Genomic DNA, 22538 nt, shown 5'->3' on the forward strand with positions numbered 1-22538 from the left:
TTACAGTATGGTAATAATGAATCGTTGGCACGGAATTGATGAGTTTTTAGCGGTAGCAGAAACAGGCAGTTTTACAAAAGCAAGTAAACTACTGGGTATGTCAGTGGCCCATGTAAGCCGGTATGTCAGTCAATTAGAAGAGCGATTAAACACACAATTGTTAACCCGAACAACCCGTAAAGTGGTGCTAACGCAAGAAGGGCAGGTGTTTGCGCATCAAACTAAACAATTACAGCATGCCATGGATGATGCCACGGCACTGCTTGCAGAGCAGCAACTGACACCAAAAGGTAGTATAAAACTAACAGCTCCTGTGATGTATGGTGAAAGTTTCATCATGCCTGCGGTACATTCGTTTATGCAAAAGCACCCAGATATTGAAGTGATCAGCCATTTAAGCAATGAGCAAGTCAATCTTCTAGAAGATGGGTATGATCTCGCTATTCGCCTTGGTCATTTAAAAGATTCATCTTTAAAAGCTCGGCGCATTAGTCAGCGCAGGCTTGTTATTTGTTGTAGCCCTGAATATATCAATAAATTCGGCCAACCACACAGTGTAAGTGAATTACATCAGCACAATTGCCTGATTGGTAATAACAGTTACTGGCGGGTAAAAGAGCAGGGCCAAGACAAGCACATCAAAGTGGCAGGGCGTTTGGCCTGTAACAGTGGTTGGGCATTGGTTGACGCTGCAATAAAAGGGTTAGGCATCGTGCAACTACCAGATTACTATGTCAATGAACACTTAGCCAATGGCAGGTTGACTGCTGTTCTTTCGAATGTTGCTCCTGAACCTGAAGGGGTATGGGGGGTGTATCCACCAAGGCAGTTTATCGCAACCAATGTAAAAGCATTACTTGACCATTTGGTTGCTACTGTTCAAGTATCAGATTTATAATTATTTTTTACAATTTCGCGCATCCCATGCTAGCTAAATCTATGCTAACATGAGCGCATATTTAGCCCTTGGAATACCCATAATTTATTATGTTTCAACCTGTTAGCCTTTTTATAGGGCTGAGATATAGTCGCTCCTCAAAGGGCAATGCCTTTATCTCATTTATTTCATTTTTCTCTATCGCGGGCATTGCTATTGGTTTAATGGCCTTGTTTACAGTCAGTTCAGTAATGAATGGCTTTGAAAATAACCTTAAAACCAACATGCTTGGTTTAATTCCCCATATTGAAGTATCAGCCGAAGATAACTCGAAAGAAACCATGTTGCAGTTAAAGCAGCAACTAGCAAATTCTCAAGATGTTAAACAAGTTAACCTATACCGCCATGGCGAAGCCATTTTACAAACTAACCAAGATTTGCATGGTGTGTTGTTACAAGGGCTCTATGATGAAGGAAGCTCCATCTATAACGTAAAAGATAAAATTGTTGCCGGCAATTGGTCACAAGTAATGGACAGCAACTACCATATTGCGATTAGCCGCTACTTGAGTCGAAAATTGGGTATTTCGCTTGGGGATAAAGTACGGGTGATCATGCCTAATGCCAGTTCGTATACTCCCCTTGGTCGAGTACCGAGTCAGCGCTTGTTTACCGTTGCTGCACTTTATGAAACACAGTCAGAAATTGATATGTCATTGGCATTTACCAGTGGCTATTCGTTAGGCAGAGTTTTAAAACTAGCAAAATCAGCAGCACCCAATTTGAGTGTATCGCTGTATGAACCATTTGCTGTTGAGCAAGTATTGCAATCTCAGTTAGCTATTTTAAACGATTACACAGTGACTGACTGGCGAGCTAGCCAAGGCACACTATTTGCCGCTGTGGCAATGGAAAAGCGCATTATGTCGATGTTACTTGGCTTAATCGTGCTCGTTGCGGTGTTTAATATCGTTTCAGCATTAACCATGATGGTCAGTGAGAAGCAAAGTGAAGTCGCTATTTTACAAACACTGGGTTTAACTCCGTTACAAGTGCAGCACGTGTTTATGATCCAAGGCTTATATAACGGCCTTATCGGTACCAGTATTGGTGCGTTACTTGGTGTGCTATTAAGTAGCAACATTAATGAATTATTGAATATGTTTGGCATCAATTTACTAGCTGGTGTGAGTTTACCCGTTAAATTTGATGTTATGAGTTTGAGTTTAATTGCCGCAGGGAGTATTGCGATGAGCTTTTTAGCTACCTTGTATCCTGCCAGAAAAGCTGCAAAAGTGAATCCAGCAGAGGTATTACGTTATGAGTGATTTAGTTATCAATTGTCAGCAGTTAAATAAAGTCTATCAAGATGGCGATAACGAGGTTGCGGTATTAAAAGGGGTTGATTTAGCACTTAAACAAGGCGAAATGTTAGCCGTTGTAGGGAGCTCTGGCTCTGGCAAAAGTACCTTATTGCACATATTAGGCACCTTAGATAACGAAAGCTCAGGCAAGGTTGAAATTAAAGGTCAGCAAGTTTCCAAATTAAACCGTAAACAACAAGCCTGTTTCAGAAATGAAAATTTAGGTTTTATTTATCAATTCCATCATCTATTAATGGAATTTACTGCCATCGAAAATGTTGCAATGCCACTATTAATTAAAGGCTTAAGCGCAAAAGCGGCAACCGAAAAAGCCCGTAACATGCTAGATAAAGTAGGGTTATCTCATCGTAGTGAACATAAACCTTCGGCGTTATCAGGTGGTGAGAGGCAGCGGGTTGCAATAGCACGCGCATTAGTAACTGAGCCTGCTTTGGTGCTTGCCGATGAACCAACCGGTAACTTAGATAAACAAAACGCAATTAAGATTTACGATTTAATTAAAGAATTAAATACTAGCTTAAAAACCAGTTTTGTTGTGGTAACCCATGATTTAGAACTTGCAGATAAACTAGGTAAAATTGCCTATTTAGATGATGGTAAGCTTGCAATTAAAGAGTCTCAGCATGTTGCTTAGTGCCTTTATTTCAAAACGCTTTCGTGCCCATAGTGGCCAAAAAGACGGACAAAACGGTTTTGTTAGTTTTATCGCTAAAGCATCGACAATCGGCATACTTTTAGGTGTCGCTGTGCTAATTGTTGCTTTATCAGTTATTAATGGTTTTGAGCAGCAGCTAGTACATCGGCTTTTATCGGTTGTACCTCAGGTTGAATATGTTGCCCCTAACAAACCAATCAATAATTGGCAGTCAAAAGTTACACTACTGCGCTCTCAAGCCGGTGTAACAGGTGCTGCGCCGTTTATTAGTGTCAACGGCATGGCGCAATATAAAAGTGAGTTAAAAGCAGTTGAAGTGCGTGGTGTAAGCCCTGAATTTGAAAACCAAGTGTCGGCGTTAAACCAATTTACAGAAGGGCGTTTAGTTAGCCAGCTACAACAAGAAGATGTGCTTTTAGGCCAACAAATTGTTAACCGATTGGGCCTTAAAATTGGCGACCCAGTTACCTTATTAATCCCACAGATAAACCAGCAAAGTAACACTTTATTGGCGCCAAAGCGTGTTAGCTTGAATCTTGCGGGTATTATAAAAATGGGTGGCCCAATTGATGAAACGGCGGCTTTCATTCGCCTTGATAAAGCGCAAAGTGTGTTGAGTTTTGAGCAAAACCAAGTAACCGGCTTACGATTACAAGTAGCTGATGTGTTCGCAGCCCATCAAACGGCGATGCGTGTGGGGCAAATTATTCCTGATTATGTCTATGTCTCGAGTTGGTTTAGAACCCAGGGTAGCTTATATCAAGATATTCAAATGGTTCGCACTATTGTGTATATCGTGGTGTTTTTAATAATTGCGGTAGCGAGTTTTAATATTGTTTCGTCATTAGTGATGGAAGTACGTGAAAAACAGGCAAATATCGCAATTTTAAAAACCATGGGCGCACAAGATAGCACCATTTTAGCAACCTTCGTAATGCAAGGTTTTACACAAGCTTTAATTGGTGTGATCTTAGGCACAGTTATCGGTGTGATGCTTGCATTAAACATCAGTGAACTGTTCACTTGGGCAAGTAACTTATTTGGCGATAACCCGTTACAAGGGGTTTATTTTATAGAGTTTTTACCCAGTAAATTAGTTTGGCAAGATATCGTTATCACGGTGATTGTTACATTTGTTCTCGCTATTTTGGCTACCTTATATCCTGCGTGGCAAGCCACCAGGGTAGATCCGGCAAAAGTACTGGGTAATTAAGAAGAGTTTATGAATAAGCAAAGGATTATCGATTTTTGGTTTGAGGAATTAGGCCCAGAAGCTTGGTATCAGCAATCAGATGAAGTTGATGCCTTAATTACACGTGAGTTTTCAGAATGCCTTTTGCAGGTTATCGCTGGCGAACATGCTGACTGGCGAGTTGATGCTCAAGGCTCTTTAGCTGAAATTATCGTGTTAGATCAGTTTTCACGCAATATTTATCGTAATACGGTGAAAGCGTTTAGCCAAGACCCACAAGCACTATGCTTAGCGCAAAGAGCAATTGAACTTGGCTTTGATAAAAAATTACCTGGCTCTCAAGCTGCGTTTATTTATATGCCGTTTATGCACAGTGAATCGAAAGTCATTCATCAGCAAGCTGAGCAATTGTTTAAAGGCATGAGTAATTATGAATTTGAACTAAAACACAAAGTGATTATTGATAGGTTCGGTCGTTACCCACATCGCAATAAAATTTTAGGTCGAGAATCAACAGCTGAAGAGCTGCAATTCTTAACAGAGCCTAACTCTTCTTTCTGAGTTGACTGAATAGTACGCAAGTAAATTAAAATGCTCTTTGATTGCCCGTAAACACTTGCACAGCGCCATTTTAAACCTTAAAGTGTCAGAAATGTTGTAAAAGAGTAACCACCATGGAACAAAAACAAGCAAGACCATTAACACCAGAAGAACAAGCCGAAGCGCAAAAACAAAGTGTTATTTGGCAAAGAGAATGTTTCCAAAATGCACAAAAGCATTTAGCTGAAAAAGGCGTTATTCCGCAAACTGTTGTAGAAAAAGAAAGCCGTTTTATTGCCCCATTAGTAGCGATTTGGAAATTTAAAGCACAAAACGGTAAGAGCTATTGGGTGATCACGGGTCGTTTACCTACCGATCACGCTGAAGCAAGTGCAGCAAATAATGCACGTGAAGTGTTACGTTATTTCTCAATGCAGTGGCAAATGAAGGCTGATCAGCTAATGCAATCAGGTGCGGTAGATAAAACCAAAGTTGATTTTGCTAACCTGTTAATCAACCGTGCTCATGGTTTATATGAGCTATTTGAAAAAGAAGAAATGTGGCAAAACGAGCCTGCATAACTTCTAATAAAAAAGCTGAATAATGTTATTCAGCTTTTTTATTTAACATATACCTTAATGCACCAAAGTGAATGGCCGCGTATCAAATTGCTTAATAGGGCAGAGCATTCGCTGCCTTGGAATACCAGCCTCCATAAATACTAAGCCATCAGCCGAAAAGCCATTTCGTTTAAATCTATCTACTTCGTTCAATATGCAATTAATGCTGACGCAATCACAACCTTGCTTTTCAGCCATGCCTACTAAGTAATTCAATAATGATTTGTAAACCGAACGGTTACGATGTTCAGGTAAAACAGCAATTCGCCCAATGAGACCATCATTACATAAACGTCCAGTAGCAACTGGGCATTTACACTCGTCGGTCACGAGTACGTGATGTGCTGTTTTATCTAAATGATCAAACTCAATGTCTTTAGGAATATGTAGTTCGCATACAAATACTCGCTCTCTGATCTGTTGTAAGAGTTCCTTGTCGATACTCCATTCAACTTCATCTATTTGATAGCTCATAAACACACGCTCCTAACAAAACCAAATACCCTCATTTAAAAGTGTAGTAAAGGTTTTCAAGAAAATGTGATTATTTTTTGAACTATTTATGTCAGCAGAGGTCAAGTAGGTTTGATCTGTGAGCTTTGTTATTAATTCAAGGTCAGTTAAATCATGCATATAATTAACACCATTAATACTTAAAAGTATTTTATCGTCAATTACTTGATAAATGGCACGGGTACCACCTAAACGCTCAAAAACAACGTCCTCATCATTAAGTAAGTCATTTACGTCATCTAGTGTATATGGCTCCTCTAAAGGCGCTAAATCCATGTCATGTTTTGGCTGACTCATACTGTTACCAAGCCAAGTCTTGAATACTGCGTCATCATTAATCGCAGCAATCATAAGTTGCTTTACTTTTTCTGCTTCAGTTTGGTTAAGTTCACCTTTAGATGAACGCAACTTAAGCTCTGCATCACCATATCGTTGATTACCAAGCTCAGTATCGATGAGGTGATCGGCAAATTGTGATAATAAATCGCGTTGATTTGGCGCTCTAAAACCTACAGAGTAATTAAGTGCATTTTCAACTGCGTAACCTTCATGTGGGCAACCTGGTGGAATATAGAGAATATCTCCCGGCTCTAACACACAGTCGATCACTGCAGGAAATTGCTCAACTTGTAACAGGCTCTTATTTTGTGCAAATTGCTTTAAGTTCGCATCAGGTAAACCAACTCGCCAGTGGCGCTTTCCTTCACCTTGAATAATAAACACGTCGTATTGATCTAAATGCGGACCCACGCCACCACCTGGGGTAGAGTAGCTGATCATTAAATCATCGATACGCCAGTTTGGAATAAAGCGAAATGGCTCCAGTAGTTGTGCTGCATCGCTATGCCAATGGTCAACTGCTTGCACCAGTAATGTTGAGTGCTTTTCAGTTAGCAGGTTAAAGTCTTCAAAAGGACCATGGTATGCTTGCCAATCATCTGAGTGATTGGTCACAATACGTGATTCAATGCTTTCTTCCATGGCAAGACCGGCCAATTCTTCGGGTTCAATCGGATCTGAAAAATCCTTGAAGCCTTGCTTTATAAGTAATGGTTTTTTCTGCCAATACTCAGCTAAAAATTGCTCTTGGGTTAATGAATTGATGGTTAATTGATACATAACATGACCTAAGCGAATTGATATAAAAAAAGCGAAAGGAAGGCCTTTCGCTTTTTTAAGTCTTAATTTGAATTTAAGCTAAGTTGTCGATGAACTCAACAGCGCGGCCAATGTAATTAGCCGGAGTTAATTTTTTCATTTCTACTTTTGCTTCTTCAGGTAACTCAAGACCATCGATGAAATCAGCCATGATTTCTTGGTTTACGCGCTTACCACGAGTAAGGTCTTTAAGTTTTTCATATGGCTTTTCGATACCATATTTACGCATAACCGTTTGGATTGGTTCCGCTAGTAATTCCCAGTTTTTGTCTAGTTCTGCTAATAAACGCTCTTCGTTTACTTCAAGCTTGCTAACACCTTTTAAAGTCGCTTGGTAAGCGATAAGAGTGTAGCCCATACCAACACCTAGGTTACGTAACACTGTTGAGTCAGTTAAGTCACGTTGCCAGCGAGAAACAGGTAGTTTTTGCGCAAGGTGAGTAAAGATAGCGTTTGCAATACCTAAGTTACCTTCAGAGTTTTCAAAATCAATCGGGTTTACTTTGTGCGGCATAGTTGATGAACCAATCTCACCTGCGATTGTTTTTTGTTTGAAGTGGTTAAGTGCAATGTAGCCCCAAACGTCACGGTCAAAATCAAGTAATACAGTGTTGAAACGTGCAACTGCATCGAATAACTCAGCAATGTAATCGTGTGGCTCGATTTGTGTTGTGAACGGGTTGAATGTTAAACCTAGGCTCGTTACGAACTGCTCAGCGTGGCTGTGCCAATCGTAATCTGGGTATGCACTTAGGTGAGCGTTGTAGTTACCTACAGCACCGTTGATTTTACCTAACATTTCTACGTTAGCAATTTGGTCACGTTGACGCTTTAAGCGCATGTAGACGTTTGCAAACTCTTTACCCATTGTAGAAGGGGTAGCTGGTTGACCGTGGGTACGTGTCATCATTGCAACTGACTTGTACTCAACTGCTTTTTCTTTTAATGCATTTAGAAGTTGGTCACAGTATGGAAGTAATACTTTGTCACGCGCTTCGGTAAGCATTAAACCGTGAGACAGGTTATTGATGTCTTCTGAAGTACATGCAAAGTGAATGAATTCGTTAACTGCGTTAAGCTCTGCGTTATCAGCTACTTTTTCTTTAAGTAGGTATTCAACTGCTTTTACGTCATGGTTAGTTGTGCGCTCGATCTCTTTAACGCGTGCTGCATCAGCTTCGCTAAAGTTATCAACAATGGCATTAAGTAAAGCATTAGCCTCGTCGCTAAATGCCGGTACTTCTTTGATTGCGCTAGCTGCAGATAAAGCTTGTAACCAACGAACTTCAACAGTTACACGGTATTTGATTAAACCAAATTCGCTGAAAATACTGCGTAGTTCCGTGGTCTTGTTGCCATAGCGACCATCTACCGGAGAGATAGCGGTTAACGCTGAAAGCTCCATAATGACTCCTAAATTGTCTAGTTTGAACGATAATTAAATTGATTGTTTAGCAATGGCGAGGATTTTTCTTTTTGCAAAGAAAAAGTGACGGCGTTTACCGCCCATTTGTCGCCATAACACGGCACTACGAATTCCGGCCAATAATAGGGCACGAATTTTGTTTTGCGTGAGCTGCTGTTTTAATAACTCTGGCTTGCCATACACTTGAATACGATGCCCAAGGGGGCTTAGCACCGATGAGTAAATATCAGCAAGCGCTGCTACTACAGTATCATCTGTGATAGCAAAGTGGTCGAGGCGACGTTTAACATCATCAATGCGACGACCTAATTCATTTAAGCTGTTTTGTTTTGAACTTAATGCACGTTCTAATTGCATTAAACCACCCACATATTTTACGATTTCGACGTCTTTGTCTGCGCCGGCAGAAAGCTGTGCAATCAAAATGCGATAGCCTTCACGTAAATTATGTTTACCCTGATACACGTCTTCAGGGCTATTTGGTGATGTTTCGACAATACAGTTTAGTAATTTTTCTAATTCGTGATCACTGCCTTGGCCATATTGCGCAACTTTTTGTACTTGTTTAGCAACTTGACACATGGCAGCTAAAGCCATGACTTGGTGCTCTGTCATTATTTGATCACCGAATCAATAATACCACCACCTAAACATACTTCGTCAGCGTAGAATACGGCTGATTGGCCCGGTGTCACTGCTTTTTGTGGCTCATCAAATAATACGCGTGCCATACCATCTTCACCAACAAGTAAAGTACAGCTGATATCTTCTTGGCGATAACGAGTTTTAACAGTACAGCGTGTGGTCCCTTTAGGACCTTCGCGATCAACCCAGTGAAGCTGGTTTGCATTTAAACCATTACTGTACAGGCGAGGGTGGTCTTTACCTTGACCAACCACTAATACGTTTCGATCAACGTCTTTATCAACTACATACCAAGGTTCACCCGAACCTTCTTTCATGCCGCCAATTAATAGACCTTTACGTTGACCAAGTGTGTGGTACATCAAGCCTTCGTGCTCACCCACTTCATTGCCATCGGTATCTTCAATTTTACCTGGCTGTGCTGGTAAGAATTTTTGTAAGAAGTCTTTAAATTTACGCTCACCAATAAAACAGATACCGGTACTGTCTTTTTTATCGTGAGTGATTAAGTCTTGCTCTTCAGCGATGCGGCGTACTTCAGGCTTAGCAATATCGCCAACAGGGAAAAGTGTTTGCGCAATATGCTCATGGCTTAGAGTGTATAAGAAATAGCTTTGATCTTTGTTGTCATCAAGGCCACGACACATGACATATTTATCACCGCGCTTTTCACGGCGAACATAGTGGCCAGTAGCAATGTAATCAGCACCGAGTGCTTGTGCTGCAAATTCTAAAAATGCTTTGAATTTGATTTCTTTATTACACATGATGTCTGGGTTTGGTGTACGACCTGCTTTGTACTCTGCTAAAAAGTATTCAAACACGTTGTCCCAGTATTCGGCTGCAAAATTTACAGTGTGAAGCTCAATACCTAGCTTATCGCACACAGCTTGTGCGTCTTGTAGGTCTTCAGCTGCAGCGCAATATTCATCATTATCGTCTTCTTCCCAGTTTTTCATGAACAGGCCTTCAACTTGATAGCCTTGTTGCTTTAATAAATACGCTGATACAGAAGAATCAACACCGCCGGACATACCCACGATGACTTTAATGTGACTATTTTCGCTCATAATATTCGCTGTCATTTTTTAACTGCTATGGAAAGGCCGATATTATAGCATGCTTTTAGACGCCCAAACCAGCCAAAATCACAGCGGTTATTGGTAAATCAAACTAAGTGGGTAGGCTTTACCAGCTAAATGATCTTCAATGCATTTTAAAACCAAAGGGCTTCTTAGCGGCAGGTTTTTAATTTGTTCAAGGCTAAACCAATCTGCGCTAAGAATGTCATCATCTTGGGGAGATGGTTCAAATAGCTCTGGGCTATTAAAAGCAAAGCTAAAACGCATATAGTGAACGCCATTTGCGGCATGCAAATTATAAATGCCAACAAGGTGATTGGCATTAAGGCTAATGCCTGTTTCTTCAATAAGTTCGCGATGAGCTGCTTCTGCTAAGGTTTCATTGGCTTCTAAATGACCCGCAGGCTGGTTATAGCAAATATCACCTGTGTGTTTATCGCGCTCTTTAACAAGTAAAAATTTGTCTTGGCATGTGACGATGGCGGCCACTGTGACATTGGGTTTATGCATCAGGGTTGTTCACTACTTTAAACTGGCCATTCTCTAATCCATCAAGGGTATAGTTACCAATGCTGTAACGAATTAATCGCAAAGTAGGGAAGCCAACATGCGCTGTCATACGGCGAACTTGGCGATTACGGCCCTCAGTGATAGAGATTTCTAACCAACTGGTTGGTATCTTTTTACGCTCGCGAACGGGCGGGGTACGTGGCCAAATTGACGGCTCGTCAATACGCCTAACTTTGGCAGGCTTGGTCATGCCATCTTTAAGCTCTACACCTTTGTTAAGTGCAAAGATAGCCTCATCAGTAACATCACCTTCTACTTGCACCCAATAAGTTTTAGCTGTTTTTTTATTGGGTTCAGTGAGTGTGTGTTGTAATTTACCGTAGTTAGTAAGGAGCAACAGTCCTTCGCTATCTCTGTCTAGGCGTCCTGCTGCATACACGTCTTTAATAGTAATAAAGTCGGCAAGCGTTTTGCGGTTTTGATCATCGGTAAATTGGCAAAGCACATCAAATGGTTTGTTAAATAGCACCACTTTGCGCTGCTCAGGACTAATTGTTTTTTTAACTTGGCGTTTTTGAGTAGGCCTTGAATAAGTCCGACCGCTGCTGCGGCGTGGTTTGCTATTGGCTTTATTAACCATTAAATACACCTAGCCGGTTTAGGTAAACCTGCAATTTTAGTTGCTTGCTTTGCTGGGCCTTTAGGGAATAGCTTATACAAATACATGCTATTACCTTTTTCCTCACCTAGCTTTTGGGCCATTGCTTTGACCAGCATGCGTATTGCAGGGCTGGTGTTGTACTCTACGTAAAAATCACGCACAAAATGCACAACTTCCCAGTGCTGCTCACTTAAGGTAATGTTCTCTTGCTCAGCAATAATGGATGCAAGCTCTTCACACCAATCGTTTGAATCAAGTAAATACCCTTGTTTGTCCGTTTCTATCTGTTTGTTATTAAATTCAAGCATGGTTTACCAAGTAATCGTGTTTTTTGCGTTTAAAGTCATTTCTACAAACTGCCCGTAGTTTATTGCGATATCGCCTTGATTAAATGAAATATCACGGGCTGCAGCGTCTTCTTCTAGTAAATGAATTGCTGAAGAGAACTGCTTAAACTGCATGTTGTTATAACAAGCGTCACTAACAAGTAGAACTGTATCTTGCGAAGAAATTAAATTTGCTAACATATTATTGCAATAGTGAGCTAAGGGTTTTGAAAAAATATGCAAGGTACTCATAAGGTCACCACCTGATGCTGTTGGCTAATTAAGTCTCGCTGTTGCTCAAAGTTAGCTACTTTAACATCGATAATCAGACTATCTTCTGAAAGGTTAAAATCCATCAACGACTTTTCACATACATATATGTTTTCAAAATCGTATAACTCAAGGGTTTTAATGGTTTTAAAATAGTTTTTTATGCCAAGTTGCTCTGGCTGTTGATTTTTTTTCAAAGCTAAAACAGCCTCACCACTTAGAAGCCAACTAATGTTTTGTTCAATAGCAGCAAAAATCAGTGTAGTGTCGAGTGATTCACGAATATGTTGATCATCAAATGGGCTATGTTGGCTTATTACTAAAATGTTTTTCATTTAAATTGCACCCATTTATCCGCTTCACTGACAAGCATCGCAAATTCTGCAAGTCCAGCGACGGTAAAAACGCCTGTGTTATCGATATCTAAGCCACGCTTTTCAGCAGCAGTGACACATAGCAGTAAAGGGATCTCTTGCTCACTTAACGATTGCCACAAACGATTAATTGGAAGCTCGTCGCTGGCAAGTTCTAAATGGTTACTTGCGTGGTAAACACCAGCTTGATAAAGAAAGATAGCTGCAATTGAGTGACCAGAGTCAAGACAGGCCTGTGCAAATTTAATTAGCCGTTGAGTTGTGTCGTGATCGGTCGGCGCGGTATGAAGAGAAAGTACAAATTGTGCCAAAACGCATCCAATAAAAAAGCCCCTAGAAAGGGGCTATTTTAGCAGAACTATTTAATTAGTCATCACTTGCACCAAGTAGGTGAAGAAGAGACGTAAATAAATTATACACATTCAGGTATAAAGCAACTGTTGCGCGGATGTAATTAGTCTCGCCGCCATTAATGATACGGCTAGTGTCAAATAAGATTAAACCAGACATAATTAGCACAACTGCAGCATTAATAACCATAAAGGTAATTGAGCTGCCAATAAATAAGTTAACTAGGCTTGCAATAATAACCACGATTAAACCCACAGTTAAAAAGCCACCCATGAATGAGAAGTCTTTTTTAGTGGTAAGCGCATAAGCCGACAAACCAAAGAAGATTAACGCAGTAGAGCCTAACGCTTGCATAATAAGCATAGGACCATTTGGCATTGCAGCGTAGTAGTTAAGCATTGGACCAAGTCCTGCGCCCATTAAACCTGTGAAAACAAATACCCAAGCAACACCTGAAGCACTGTCTGCCTTTTTGTTAACAACAAAAAGCACACCAAGTGAAATCAAGCTAAATACTATCCCCATAAAATAAGGTAGATCCATTGCCATTGATATACCTGCTGTCACTGCGCTAAATGCCAGTGTCATCGCCAGTAAGAAATAGGTATTCTTTAAAACTTTATTGGTTTCAATAGTCGACATTACTGGTCTTGCAGTATTGTACGATTGATTAAACGCCATTGTTAGAGCTCCTTTAAATGAACTTATACGTTCGTTAGTTCCAATTATTAAACTGAACTAAGCCTATCAAGAGTTATATATTTGGGCAAACTATTGTGGATCAATAGACAAGATAAATAATAGAAAAGTTCAATGTTGCGCACAATCTAAACGCTGTTGTACTAATGCTGAGCAAATTAATTGTTTTTTAATCACTTAAACAGTTTTTTGAAAAAAAAGCTTCACAAGCACGGCCGCTTTATCTATTATGCACGCCGTCGGAGAGATGGCAGAGTGGTCGAATGCACCGGTCTTGAAAACCGGCAGGGGTTTGTAGCCCCTCTAGGGTTCAAATCCCTATCTCTCCACCATTATTTTTACTACTGGCGTAAGCGGGTAGGTTTTCGCATTCGGAGAGATGGCAGAGTGGTCGAATGCACCGGTCTTGAAAACCGGCAGGGGTTTGTAGCCCCTCTAGGGTTCAAATCCCTATCTCTCCACCATCATTGAAGCCGCTGAATTTATTCAGCGGCTTTTTTGTTTCTTGTGCTTTTCATTTGTTCTGCAAATTACGACTATTGTCGATATTTCGCATTTTAACTAGTTAGTCCATGCTTAACACTTCTCGTATTATCTTTGTGACATTAGGGAATTTATGAAACATCGTTTAGCAAAGAGTGTAGGACTTTCTTTATTATCGCCTGTGATCATCGGTTGTATCTTAGGCCTTTATTATGCGTTTACACTTGAAGGAAATGGTTTAAACATTTTCTTTAACTTATTCGTTAGCGCAATCGCCAATGCCCACATTGTAGGTCTAACTATGGCAGCGTTTGTGGTGCCGGGTTATTTACTTATGTATAAGTATGCAAAGGTTAATTATTCAGGTGTTCTGACACTTGGCTTACTAGGTGGCGCTATATTCAGCTACTTACTTAGCGCTACAACAGGTATGGCTTTTATAGTCAATGCTGTGATGTCTGCTCTGGCAGCTGGACTGTTTTTATTTGGTTTAAGACAGGGCCTTACAACACAATCTTCTCATCAATAGCAGAATATTTAATCAAGCTGACTGAAATTGAGGGCAAAATGTTTTTTTTTGCCCTCAAAAGGTTTCATTTGTCGTCTACAAAGAGTACCTTTAGCTACTGTATGTTTAATAAGAAGTAGTTTGGTATGCAAAAGCAAGATTTTTACCAGTCATTAGTTAAACAAACTGAGTCGCTAATCACTGGTGAATCAAATGTTATTGCCAACATGGCAAATATTAGTGCGCTGTTATTTACCTCTTTAGAGGATATCAATTGGGCGGGCTTTTATTTAATGGATTCACCTGAAGAATTAGTGCTAGGGCCGTTTCAAGGTAATCCTGCATGTATCCGTATTCCAGTAGGTAAAGGGGTATGTGGAACTGCCGCGCAAACACAACAAACACAACTCATTGAAGACGTGCATGCATTTGCTGGTCATATTGCCTGTGATGCTGCATCTAACTCAGAAGTAGTTGTGCCGATTTTCAAAGACGGTAAAGTATTTGCTGTACTTGATATCGACAGCCCAAGCATTGCGCGATTCGATGCTGATGATCAAGCTGGTTTAGAAGCATTGGTAAAATGCTTTGAGGCAAATCTAAAATGAAAGATCTGCTAAATGTGCAAGATTACCTCTTTGCAATCCAAGATGTTGGTGATTGGGAAGGGGAAGAAGAAGTTGTTGCTGAAAGGCTCAACGACTTGATTCACATGGCATGGGAACGTCTACCGGATGACCTTGACTGTGAATCAATTGATGAAATTATAAATGGTATTTGGGAACACCTTCGAGGTGATTTAGCGCTTATCGAAGCGGACTTCGAAGAGTTGACCGACTGGGTAACACACTATGTCGATTCATCACTTGATGAAAAGATGTAATAAAAGGTTCTAACATGGAAACCACAAACAAGCTAAAAGATATTAATGAAGTACTGGATTTCTTATACCAAGAATTTCCAAAATGTTTTAAACAAAAAGACGGTATTCAGCCGCTTAAAGTAGGTATTTTTAAAGATATCGCTGAGCGTATTGAAGGTTCTGAGAAAGTAAGTAAAACTCAGGTTCGTCAAGCACTAAGAAAGTACACCTCAAACTGGCGCTATTTAGAAGCTGTGACTAAGTCTGAGTTCCGTATCGACCTTGATGGTAATCAAGACGAAAAAGTAGAACAAGAGCACATTGAGCACGCACAAAAAGCGTTAGAAGAAAGTCGCGCTAAAATGGCGAAGCGTAAGAAGCCACAACGTCCTCGTAAAGACGGTGACACAAAATCTTACAAAAAGAATAGCGGCCACCACGCTAAATCTGGCGAAAAAGGCGCTAAAGTAAATAATAAGCCTGCTAAAGCTGCTCCTGCAAAACGTTCAGGAAAAGTTGAACCTTTACCTGCCTCAGAGGTCAAGGTTAATAGCAAAGTTAAAGTTAAACTTGGCCAAGCACTTGTAAACGCGGTTATTACTGAAGTGAATAAAGATGAAGTTCACGTCGAGTTAGTAACAGGAATGCAAGTTAAGACCAAAGCAGACAGCCTGTATATCATTTAATAGCTGTAAAAAATAAAGGAGTTGTGTATGAGTAAAAAGTTTACGCTCATTCCGTTAGTCGCTGCCCTGTTTTCAGGTTCATTATTGGCATCTTCAGACAATCTGACTGAAAAAGACCTGCCAGTACTCAAGCAAGAAAGCCAACATAGTACGGCAAGCAAACGGGTGACAAACTTATTTACTCGTGCACACTACAAACCAATTAAATTTAACGATGAATTATCTGAGAAGGTTTTTGATCGTTACATTGAATCTCTCGACTACAATAAAAATGTGTTTTTAGCCTCTGACATTGCCTCGTTTGAGCAATATAAAGACCAATTTGATAATGCATTGTCGACAGGTAAATTGGGATTTGCCTTTGATATTTTTAACTTAAGTTTAAAACGTCGTTTTGAACGCTATGACTATTCTTTATCGTTACTTGAAAACGAAATGAAGTTCGATAAAGAAGATGAGTATCTGTTTGACCGCGAAGACGCTAATTGGGCAACTAGCCAAGCTGAGCTTGATGAACTTTGGCGTCAGCGCGTTAAATACGATGCTTTACGATTAAAAATGACTGGTAAAGATTGGCAAGGCATTAAAGAAGTCTTGACCAAACGTTACCACAATGCGCAAAAGCGTTTAGTACAAACGAACAGTGAAGATGCTTTCCAAATCGTGATGAACTCATTCGCACGAAGCATTGAAGCGCATACCTCTTATTTATCACCTCGTCGCGCTGAGCAATTCAAGATGGACATGGATCTTGAATTAGAAGGTATTGGTGCGGTACTCAGTTATGACGAAGATTACACGGTAATCCGCAGCTTAGTACCTGGCGGCCCGGCTGATAAGTCTGAACAAATTAAAGCAGATGACCGTATCATTGGTGTTGCCCAAGAAGGTGAAGACTTTGTTGATGTAATTGGCTGGCGTTTAGATGACGTAGTTGATTTGATTAAAGGCCCGAAAGGGACAAAAGTTCGCCTGCAATATCTAAAAGGGGCAGATGCTCACGGCACACCAAAAGTGGTTGAAATCACACGTGATAAAATTCGCTTAGAAGACCGCGCTGCAAAATCTGAAGTATTTGAAGCAAAATATTCAGACTTAACCAGCAAAATTGGTGTGATTGAAATCCCTGGTTTCTATAATAATTTATCGCAAGACGTTAAAGTTGAAATTGCAAAATTAAAAGAAGCCAAAGTAGACGGTATCATCATCGATTTACGTCAAAACGGCGGCGGTTCACTTTACGAAGCGACTCAGCTTTCTGGCTTATTTATCGATCAAGGTCCTGTAGTACAAATTCATACGCTAAATAATCGTATTGAAGAGCAAAAAGACCGTGACGGCGTCACTTTTTATGATGGCCCACTCACTGTGTTGGTTGATCGCTACAGTGCATCTGCCTCAGAGATTTTTGCAGCAGCGATGCAAGATTACGGCCGTGCTATTGTGATTGGTGAGCAAACCTTTGGTAAGGGTACTGTACAGCAGCACAAACCACTTGGCCGTGCTTATGACTTATACGACCATCCATTAGGTAGCGTGCAGTATACCATTGCAAAATTCTACCGAATTAATGGCGGAAGCACACAGCACAAAGGCGTGATTCCAGATGTGTCATTCCCATCGGCAATTGAGCCATCAGAGTGGGGCGAGAGTCAACAAGACAACGCGCTACCTTGGGATAGCATCATACGTGCTAAGTACAACTCTGTTGATAACCTAAAACCAGCGATTGCTTACGTTAATAAGCTTCATGATGCGCGTATTGCAGATGAGCCTGAATTTGGTTATGTGTTTGCTGACATTGAGCGCTATCAAGAAGAGAAAGACCGTAAGACTATCTCATTGGTTGAAGCGACCCGTCTAAAAGAGAAAGACGAAGGTGAAGAACGCGCGTTAGAACGTGCTAATGAACGACTTGTTCGCCTTGGTGAAAAGCCAGTAGAGAAGCTTGACGATTTACCTGATAGCCTTGACGAGCTAGACCCTTTCTTAGAAGAAGCGGCATTAATCACCCAAGATTATATAAAATATGGTCGTATCGCTAAGAAATAATTAGCAATTAATTAGCAATATCGATTAATAAAAAGGCGCTTAAGCGCCTTTTTTGCTACCTAAAACAGGTTAGATTGGTATAATCACAAAATCTGGCTGCATAAGGCCACTGAAGTTTTGCGTCAAAGCTTACAATAATAATTAAACACGCCACATAAGACGTGTAGGAGACTATCTTTTGAATTCAATTGAAGAGAAGCCAATTAAACAGGCCAGTTTTTTAGATGCCTTAATCCCAATTACTGTGCTCGTGTGCCTACTAGGCGCTGCTGTTTATTTATTCGGTGATAACTCATCATCGGGTCCTAACCAAATCGCTTTATTATTCGCTACATTTACCGCGGCATTAATTGGCTTAAAAAATGGTTACACCTGGAAGAAACTAGAACAAGCCATGATTGAGGGGATCACCTTATCCCTTGGAGCAATCATTATACTGTTAATGGTGGGTGCCTTAATCGGTACTTGGCTGTTATCAGGAACTGTACCCACTCTAATTTACTATGGCTTACAAATTATCAATCCTAGCTGGTTCTATGCCGCTAGCTGTTTGATTTGTGGCATTGTGGCTATGAGTATTGGTAGCTCTTGGACTACAGCTGCGACTATCGGTGTGGCGTTATTAGGTGTTGCAACTGGTCTTGGCTTAGAGCAAGTCGTCACGGCAGGTGCGGTCATTTCTGGTGCCTACTTTGGTGATAAATTAAGCCCGCTTTCTGAAACAACAAACTTAGCACCAGCAGTGGCAGGGGCAGATTTATTTGAGCATATCCATCATATGCTTTGGACTACAGTGCCAAGCTTCATTATTGCGTTAATTATTTTTATCTTTATGGGCTTTAATGCCGGTGGTTCTGCTGAAGCTGGCCGTATTGATGAAATCGTTAATTTATTAGAGCAAAACTTTAATATTGGTTTTGAAATGCTAGTACCACTGGTGGTGTTATTGTTTTTAGCAATTCGTAAAATGCCAGCTTTCCCTGCTATTTCGATTGGTGCGGTGCTAGGTGCGATTTGGGCTATGTTATTTCAATCAGATTTAATAAATAGCCAAATTGATGCATCACAAGGCCAAGCAATTGGTTACTTCAAATTAGTTTGGACAACATTCTTCGATGGTTTCAGCATTGACACTGGCGATGAAAAAATGGATTCACTATTAAGCGGTGGTGGTATGGCTGGCATGCTAACAACCACTTGGCTGATTATGACGGCCTTGATGTTTGGCGCTATCATGGAAAAAACCGGCTTACTTGATATGTTCGTTAAGAGCATCTTAAAGATTGCTAAAAGCACAGGTTCTCTTATCACTGCAACGATTGCAACGTGTATTGGTACCAATGCGGTTGCAGCTGACCAATATATCGCGATTGTTGTTCCTGGTCGTATGTTTAAAGACGAATATGAAAAACGCGGTTTAAAACCTGTAAATTTATCTCGCACATTAGAAGATGGTGGCACAATTACTAGCCCACTTATTCCTTGGAATACCTGTGGTGCCTATATGCAAAGTGTTTTACTAATCAATCCATTTGACTATGCAATGTACGCGTTCTTTAATTTAATTAATCCATTCTTAGCGGTTGTTTATGCCTATTTTGGTATTAAAATTTTACGTATTACCCCAAAACATCTTAAACAAGAAGCTAACGCCGAATAAACTATTTAGGCCCTGCTAAGCAGGGCCATTTGGAGTCAGTAATGTCTGCTACGAGTAAACCTCAAGCTCAATATTTAAAAGATTACCAAGCCCCACAATTCTCAATTCAACACATCGATTTACGCTTCGAATTAGCCCCTTTAAAAACATCAGTGCAGTCAACAATGACAATCAATCGTACCGATGAAAGCAATGCAGATCTTGCGCTAGATGGTGTTGATTTAACGCTAATTTCATTGATGGTTGATGACAAAGCGTATGATGATTACACGCTTGAAGATGAAAAGCTGATCATTCATAACTTACCTGAAAGCTTTATTCTGAAAATTGAAAACCATATTGACCCGCAAACGAATACCTCGTTAGAAGGTTTATACTTGTCGGGTGGTGCTTACTGTACGCAATGTGAGGCAGAAGGTTTTAGAAAGATTACTTATTACCTTGACCGCCCAGACGTACTTGCTAGCTTCGATGTAACCATTATTGCCGACAAAAAGTACACTCACTTACTGTCTAATGGTAACCAAATTGAATCAGGTAACTTAGATGACGGCCGTCATTTTGTAAAATGGCAAGACCCATTTAAAAAGCCTAGCTACTTATTTGCATTAGTCGCCGGTGATTTTGACGTATTACGTGACCATTACACGACGCAGTCTGGACGAAAAGTTGAATTAGCCTTGTTTGTTGATAAAGGTAATTTATCAAAAACGCCTCATGCCATGACTTCTTTAAAGAAATCAATGCAATGGGATGAAGAGCGCTTTAACCTTGAATACGATTTAGATATTTACATGATTGTTGCCGTTGATTTCTTCAACATGGGCGCAATGGAAAATAAAGGCCTGAATATCTTTAACTCTAAATGTGTTCTTGCTAATCAAGAAACAGCTACAGACAAAGATTACCATACGATTGAATCAATTGTAGGTCACGAGTACTTCCATAACTGGACCGGCAACCGTGTGACTTGCCGTGACTGGTTCCAGTTGTCTTTAAAAGAAGGCTTAACGGTTTTCCGTGACCAAGAGTTTAGTAGCGACTTAGGCTCACGTGCGCTTAATCGTATTGATGCGGTTAAAGTAATGCGTACTCACCAATTTAGTGAAGATGCAGGCCCTATGGCTCACCCAATTCGCCCTGAAAAAGTCATTGAAATGAATAACTTTTATACAGTGACTGTGTATGACAAAGGGGCTGAAGTTATTCGCATGATGCACACCTTACTTGGAGAAGAAAAGTTCCAACAAGGTATGGCATTGTATTTCGAGCGCCATGACGGACAAGCAGTTACTTGTGATGATTTTGTCGCTGCCATGAGTGATGCGTCTGGCATTGATTTAACGCAATTTAAGCGCTGGTATAGTCAAGCGGGTACACCTAAGCTCAATGTAGAGCAAGCTTATGATGAACAAAACCAAACTTTCACATTAAGCATTGAGCAGTTTGCACCTGATAATCAGCCTAACAATGCCTTACTGCATATTCCTTTTGCTATTGAACTTTTAGATAGTGAAGGGCAGTCGCTACCACTTGTGATTGATAATCAGCCACAAGATTCGGTATTGAATGTCACAGAAAAAACACAGCAGTTTGTTTTTGAGGGCATTAAACAGCGCCCAGTCGCAGTACTACTAGAAGATTTCTCTGCGCCATGCATCGTTAATCAAAATACATCTGCAGCGGAACTGTTACATATTATGCGTTTTGCTCGCAGTGACTTTTCACGTTGGGATGCTCAGCAGCGCTTATTTACTAATGAAATGAAAGCGGCGATTGCCAGTGGTGAAGCTTGCTTATCGGATGATATCTTGTCGGCATTAAAGCTACTAGTTGATAATCGTGAAGGTGACCTTGCGCTGATTTCGGAGCTGTTAAAACTGCCTAGCTACGATACTCTTGCAGCTGAATATGCTGTCATCCCTGTTGATGACATTATTGCTGTTCAAAATGCATTTGAATCGCAAATTGCCAACTTCCTAACAGAATCATTGGTTAATTGTTATAACGCGCTTGAAGATGATGGTTCAACATCTGCTACAGCCGTTGCAGTGCGTGCTCTTAAGCAACTTTGTTTACACTATTTAGCGAAAACAAATCACAGCGACGTTAATGGCCTTATCGAAGAGTCTGCCCACAGTAATAATATGACTAATGCACTTGCTGCATTAAGTGCTATTGTAAAAGCAAATCACTCACTATGTGATACGCTTTTAACAGAGTTTGATGCCAAATGGCGTCATGATGTGCTCGTTATGGATAAATGGTTTGCACTGCAAGCGATGAAAGATTCAGCATCGAGTATCAGCGATATTAAAGCGCTCTATGATCACCCAAGTTTTGACTTTGGTAATCCTAACCGTGTGCGAGCTTTGGTTGGTAGCTTTAGCCACTTTAATATCACTCAATTCCATCGAGCCGATGGTGAAGGGTATCAGCTATTAGGTGACTTATTAGTGAAGCTTAACGATATTAATCCGCAAAATGCATCACGCATGCTAACGCCATTTATGTCATGGAAACGCTATGATGAAAATCGTTCTGCGGCAATGAAAGCACAACTTCAACGTTTAGCTGATTTAGACGGCCTTAGTGATGATCTGTTTGAAAAAGTAGAGAAAGCACTCGAAAGTTAATGACAGAGTACTATTTTGCCTTGTATCTGAGTTACTCAGAGTGTCTTGACTACTATCATGGTAAATATAAATCTGTGCAAGTTACAGAGGATGGTGGCAAGACAGTTCGCTTTGACGCTCACCATTTGCGTCCTTTTATTTCTTCACTAGGAATAAGAGGGCGCTTTAGGTTGACATTAACGGCTGAAAATCAGTTTTTAAAACTCGAGAAAATTAGTTAAAAAAGCAGCAATAGCTGCTTTTTTTGTAATATTTGTCGTCCAAAATGCTAAATTTCACTGTCCCCAATTCGCTAAATTTATTATATTTTTGTTAATTCGATTTGTTCTATTGTTAATTTACGTGTATAAAATATCTGGTATGACGT

Annotated in this window: 26 protein-coding genes and 2 tRNA genes; 16 read left to right on the forward strand and 12 right to left on the reverse strand. The window is 40.3% G+C overall.

Going from position 1 to position 22538, the window contains the following annotated elements; all coding sequences use genetic code 11:
• Positions 1 to 16: 16 nt before the first annotated feature.
• From WA256_RS11850 to WA256_RS11875, 6 genes are all read left to right on the forward strand, one after another.
• Positions 17 to 898, forward strand: a complete 882-nt coding sequence (locus tag WA256_RS11850) for a LysR family transcriptional regulator (RefSeq protein WP_304637344.1) — start codon at positions 17 to 19, stop codon at positions 896 to 898.
• An 89-nt stretch (positions 899 to 987) separates the two neighbouring features.
• Positions 988 to 2205, forward strand: coding sequence for a lipoprotein-releasing ABC transporter permease subunit (locus WA256_RS11855; protein ID WP_335991700.1), 1218 nt, complete (start codon positions 988 to 990; stop codon positions 2203 to 2205).
• The gene (gene lolD, locus WA256_RS11860) at positions 2198 to 2896 is read left to right on the forward strand and encodes a lipoprotein-releasing ABC transporter ATP-binding protein LolD (RefSeq protein WP_335991702.1); all 699 of its coding nucleotides are present in this window, start codon (positions 2198 to 2200) and stop codon (positions 2894 to 2896) included. Before WA256_RS11855 ends, lolD begins: the two co-directional genes overlap by 8 nt.
• Complete coding sequence (locus tag WA256_RS11865) at positions 2886 to 4130, forward strand: lipoprotein-releasing ABC transporter permease subunit (protein ID WP_335991703.1); 1245 nt, start codon at positions 2886 to 2888, stop codon at positions 4128 to 4130. Before lolD ends, WA256_RS11865 begins: the two co-directional genes overlap by 11 nt.
• Before the next feature lie 9 nt (positions 4131 to 4139).
• Positions 4140 to 4670, forward strand: coding sequence for a DUF924 family protein (locus WA256_RS11870; protein ID WP_269408025.1), 531 nt, complete (start codon positions 4140 to 4142; stop codon positions 4668 to 4670).
• Between the two features lie 113 nt (positions 4671 to 4783).
• A complete protein-coding gene (locus WA256_RS11875) occupies positions 4784 to 5230 on the forward strand; it encodes a DUF4826 family protein (protein WP_054561606.1) in 447 nt (148 codons plus the stop codon).
• Between the two features lie 54 nt (positions 5231 to 5284).
• Here the strand turns inward: WA256_RS11875 and WA256_RS11880 are convergent, their stop codons facing one another.
• From WA256_RS11880 to WA256_RS11935, 12 genes are all read right to left on the reverse strand, one after another.
• A complete protein-coding gene (locus WA256_RS11880; protein ID WP_054561605.1) occupies positions 5285 to 5743 on the reverse strand; it encodes a GNAT family N-acetyltransferase in 459 nt (152 codons plus the stop codon).
• Positions 5744 to 5755: 12 nt separating this feature from the next.
• Positions 5756 to 6901 carry a cupin domain-containing protein gene (locus tag WA256_RS11885; protein ID WP_130167177.1) on the reverse strand — a complete coding sequence of 382 codons (1146 nt, stop codon included), beginning with the start codon at positions 6899 to 6901 and terminating at the stop codon, positions 5756 to 5758.
• Positions 6902 to 6974: 73 nt separating this feature from the next.
• Positions 6975 to 8345 carry an adenylosuccinate lyase gene (gene purB, locus WA256_RS11890; protein WP_335991709.1) on the reverse strand — a complete coding sequence of 457 codons (1371 nt, stop codon included), beginning with the start codon at positions 8343 to 8345 and terminating at the stop codon, positions 6975 to 6977.
• Between the two features lie 33 nt (positions 8346 to 8378).
• On the reverse strand, positions 8379 to 8981 hold the full coding sequence (gene hflD / locus WA256_RS11895; protein ID WP_054561602.1) for a high frequency lysogenization protein HflD: 603 nt from the start codon (positions 8979 to 8981) through the stop codon (positions 8379 to 8381).
• Positions 8981 to 10081, reverse strand: a complete 1101-nt coding sequence (gene mnmA, locus WA256_RS11900) for a tRNA 2-thiouridine(34) synthase MnmA (protein WP_130167192.1) — start codon at positions 10079 to 10081, stop codon at positions 8981 to 8983. Before mnmA ends, hflD begins: the two co-directional genes overlap by 1 nt.
• A gap of 87 nt (positions 10082 to 10168) precedes the next feature.
• The gene (locus WA256_RS11905; protein WP_130167178.1) at positions 10169 to 10603 is read right to left on the reverse strand and encodes an NUDIX hydrolase; all 435 of its coding nucleotides are present in this window, start codon (positions 10601 to 10603) and stop codon (positions 10169 to 10171) included.
• Positions 10596 to 11243 (reverse strand): rRNA large subunit pseudouridine synthase E, encoded by a 648-nt coding sequence (locus WA256_RS11910; RefSeq protein WP_335991713.1) that lies wholly within the window; start codon positions 11241 to 11243, stop codon positions 10596 to 10598. Before WA256_RS11910 ends, WA256_RS11905 begins: the two co-directional genes overlap by 8 nt.
• Positions 11243 to 11572 carry a TusE/DsrC/DsvC family sulfur relay protein gene (locus WA256_RS11915; protein WP_335991715.1) on the reverse strand — a complete coding sequence of 110 codons (330 nt, stop codon included), beginning with the start codon at positions 11570 to 11572 and terminating at the stop codon, positions 11243 to 11245. The genes WA256_RS11910 and WA256_RS11915 overlap by 1 nt, the downstream gene beginning before the upstream one ends.
• 3 nt (positions 11573 to 11575) lie before the next feature.
• On the reverse strand, positions 11576 to 11791 hold the full coding sequence (locus WA256_RS11920) for a DsrH/TusB family sulfur metabolism protein (RefSeq protein ID WP_335991717.1): 216 nt from the start codon (positions 11789 to 11791) through the stop codon (positions 11576 to 11578).
• A gap of 47 nt (positions 11792 to 11838) precedes the next feature.
• A complete protein-coding gene (gene tusC / locus WA256_RS11925) occupies positions 11839 to 12195 on the reverse strand; it encodes a sulfurtransferase complex subunit TusC (RefSeq protein WP_335991719.1) in 357 nt (118 codons plus the stop codon).
• A complete protein-coding gene (tusD, locus tag WA256_RS11930) occupies positions 12192 to 12545 on the reverse strand; it encodes a sulfurtransferase complex subunit TusD (RefSeq protein ID WP_054551401.1) in 354 nt (117 codons plus the stop codon). Before tusD ends, tusC begins: the two co-directional genes overlap by 4 nt.
• Positions 12546 to 12600: 55 nt before the next feature.
• The gene (locus tag WA256_RS11935; protein WP_335991723.1) at positions 12601 to 13266 is read right to left on the reverse strand and encodes a Bax inhibitor-1/YccA family protein; all 666 of its coding nucleotides are present in this window, start codon (positions 13264 to 13266) and stop codon (positions 12601 to 12603) included.
• A gap of 259 nt (positions 13267 to 13525) precedes the next feature.
• On the opposite strand from WA256_RS11935, the gene WA256_RS11940 reads away from it, so the two are divergent.
• The 10 genes from WA256_RS11940 to WA256_RS11985 all read left to right on the forward strand — a co-directional run bounded on the left by WA256_RS11940 (position 13526) and on the right by WA256_RS11985 (position 22392).
• Positions 13526 to 13616, forward strand: a tRNA-Ser gene (locus WA256_RS11940).
• Between the two features lie 41 nt (positions 13617 to 13657).
• Positions 13658 to 13748, forward strand: a tRNA-Ser gene (locus tag WA256_RS11945).
• A gap of 152 nt (positions 13749 to 13900) precedes the next feature.
• Positions 13901 to 14296 carry a hypothetical protein gene (locus WA256_RS11950; RefSeq protein WP_054561595.1) on the forward strand — a complete coding sequence of 132 codons (396 nt, stop codon included), beginning with the start codon at positions 13901 to 13903 and terminating at the stop codon, positions 14294 to 14296.
• A 125-nt stretch (positions 14297 to 14421) separates the two neighbouring features.
• Entirely contained in the window at positions 14422 to 14883 is a 462-nt protein-coding gene (locus WA256_RS11955) for a GAF domain-containing protein (protein ID WP_054561594.1), read from the forward strand.
• Entirely contained in the window at positions 14880 to 15158 is a 279-nt protein-coding gene (locus WA256_RS11960; RefSeq protein ID WP_054561593.1) for a hypothetical protein, read from the forward strand. The genes WA256_RS11955 and WA256_RS11960 overlap by 4 nt, the downstream gene beginning before the upstream one ends.
• Before the next feature lie 14 nt (positions 15159 to 15172).
• Positions 15173 to 15823 carry an RNA chaperone ProQ gene (gene proQ, locus WA256_RS11965; RefSeq protein ID WP_055022158.1) on the forward strand — a complete coding sequence of 217 codons (651 nt, stop codon included), beginning with the start codon at positions 15173 to 15175 and terminating at the stop codon, positions 15821 to 15823.
• A gap of 27 nt (positions 15824 to 15850) precedes the next feature.
• On the forward strand, positions 15851 to 17875 hold the full coding sequence (prc, locus tag WA256_RS11970; RefSeq protein ID WP_062564479.1) for a carboxy terminal-processing peptidase: 2025 nt from the start codon (positions 15851 to 15853) through the stop codon (positions 17873 to 17875).
• 178 nt (positions 17876 to 18053) lie between these two features.
• Positions 18054 to 19535, forward strand: coding sequence for a Na+/H+ antiporter NhaC (gene nhaC, locus WA256_RS11975; protein ID WP_054561590.1), 1482 nt, complete (start codon positions 18054 to 18056; stop codon positions 19533 to 19535).
• A gap of 41 nt (positions 19536 to 19576) precedes the next feature.
• Positions 19577 to 22171 (forward strand): aminopeptidase N, encoded by a 2595-nt coding sequence (pepN, locus tag WA256_RS11980; protein WP_335991731.1) that lies wholly within the window; start codon positions 19577 to 19579, stop codon positions 22169 to 22171.
• Positions 22171 to 22392, forward strand: coding sequence for a DUF2835 domain-containing protein (locus WA256_RS11985; RefSeq protein ID WP_082401568.1), 222 nt, complete (start codon positions 22171 to 22173; stop codon positions 22390 to 22392). Before pepN ends, WA256_RS11985 begins: the two co-directional genes overlap by 1 nt.
• The last annotated feature ends 146 nt before the right edge of the window (positions 22393 to 22538 follow it).

This window comes from Pseudoalteromonas sp. CH_XMU1449-3 (assembly GCF_037027245.1).
Classification (GTDB): domain Bacteria; phylum Pseudomonadota; class Gammaproteobacteria; order Enterobacterales; family Alteromonadaceae; genus Pseudoalteromonas; species Pseudoalteromonas shioyasakiensis.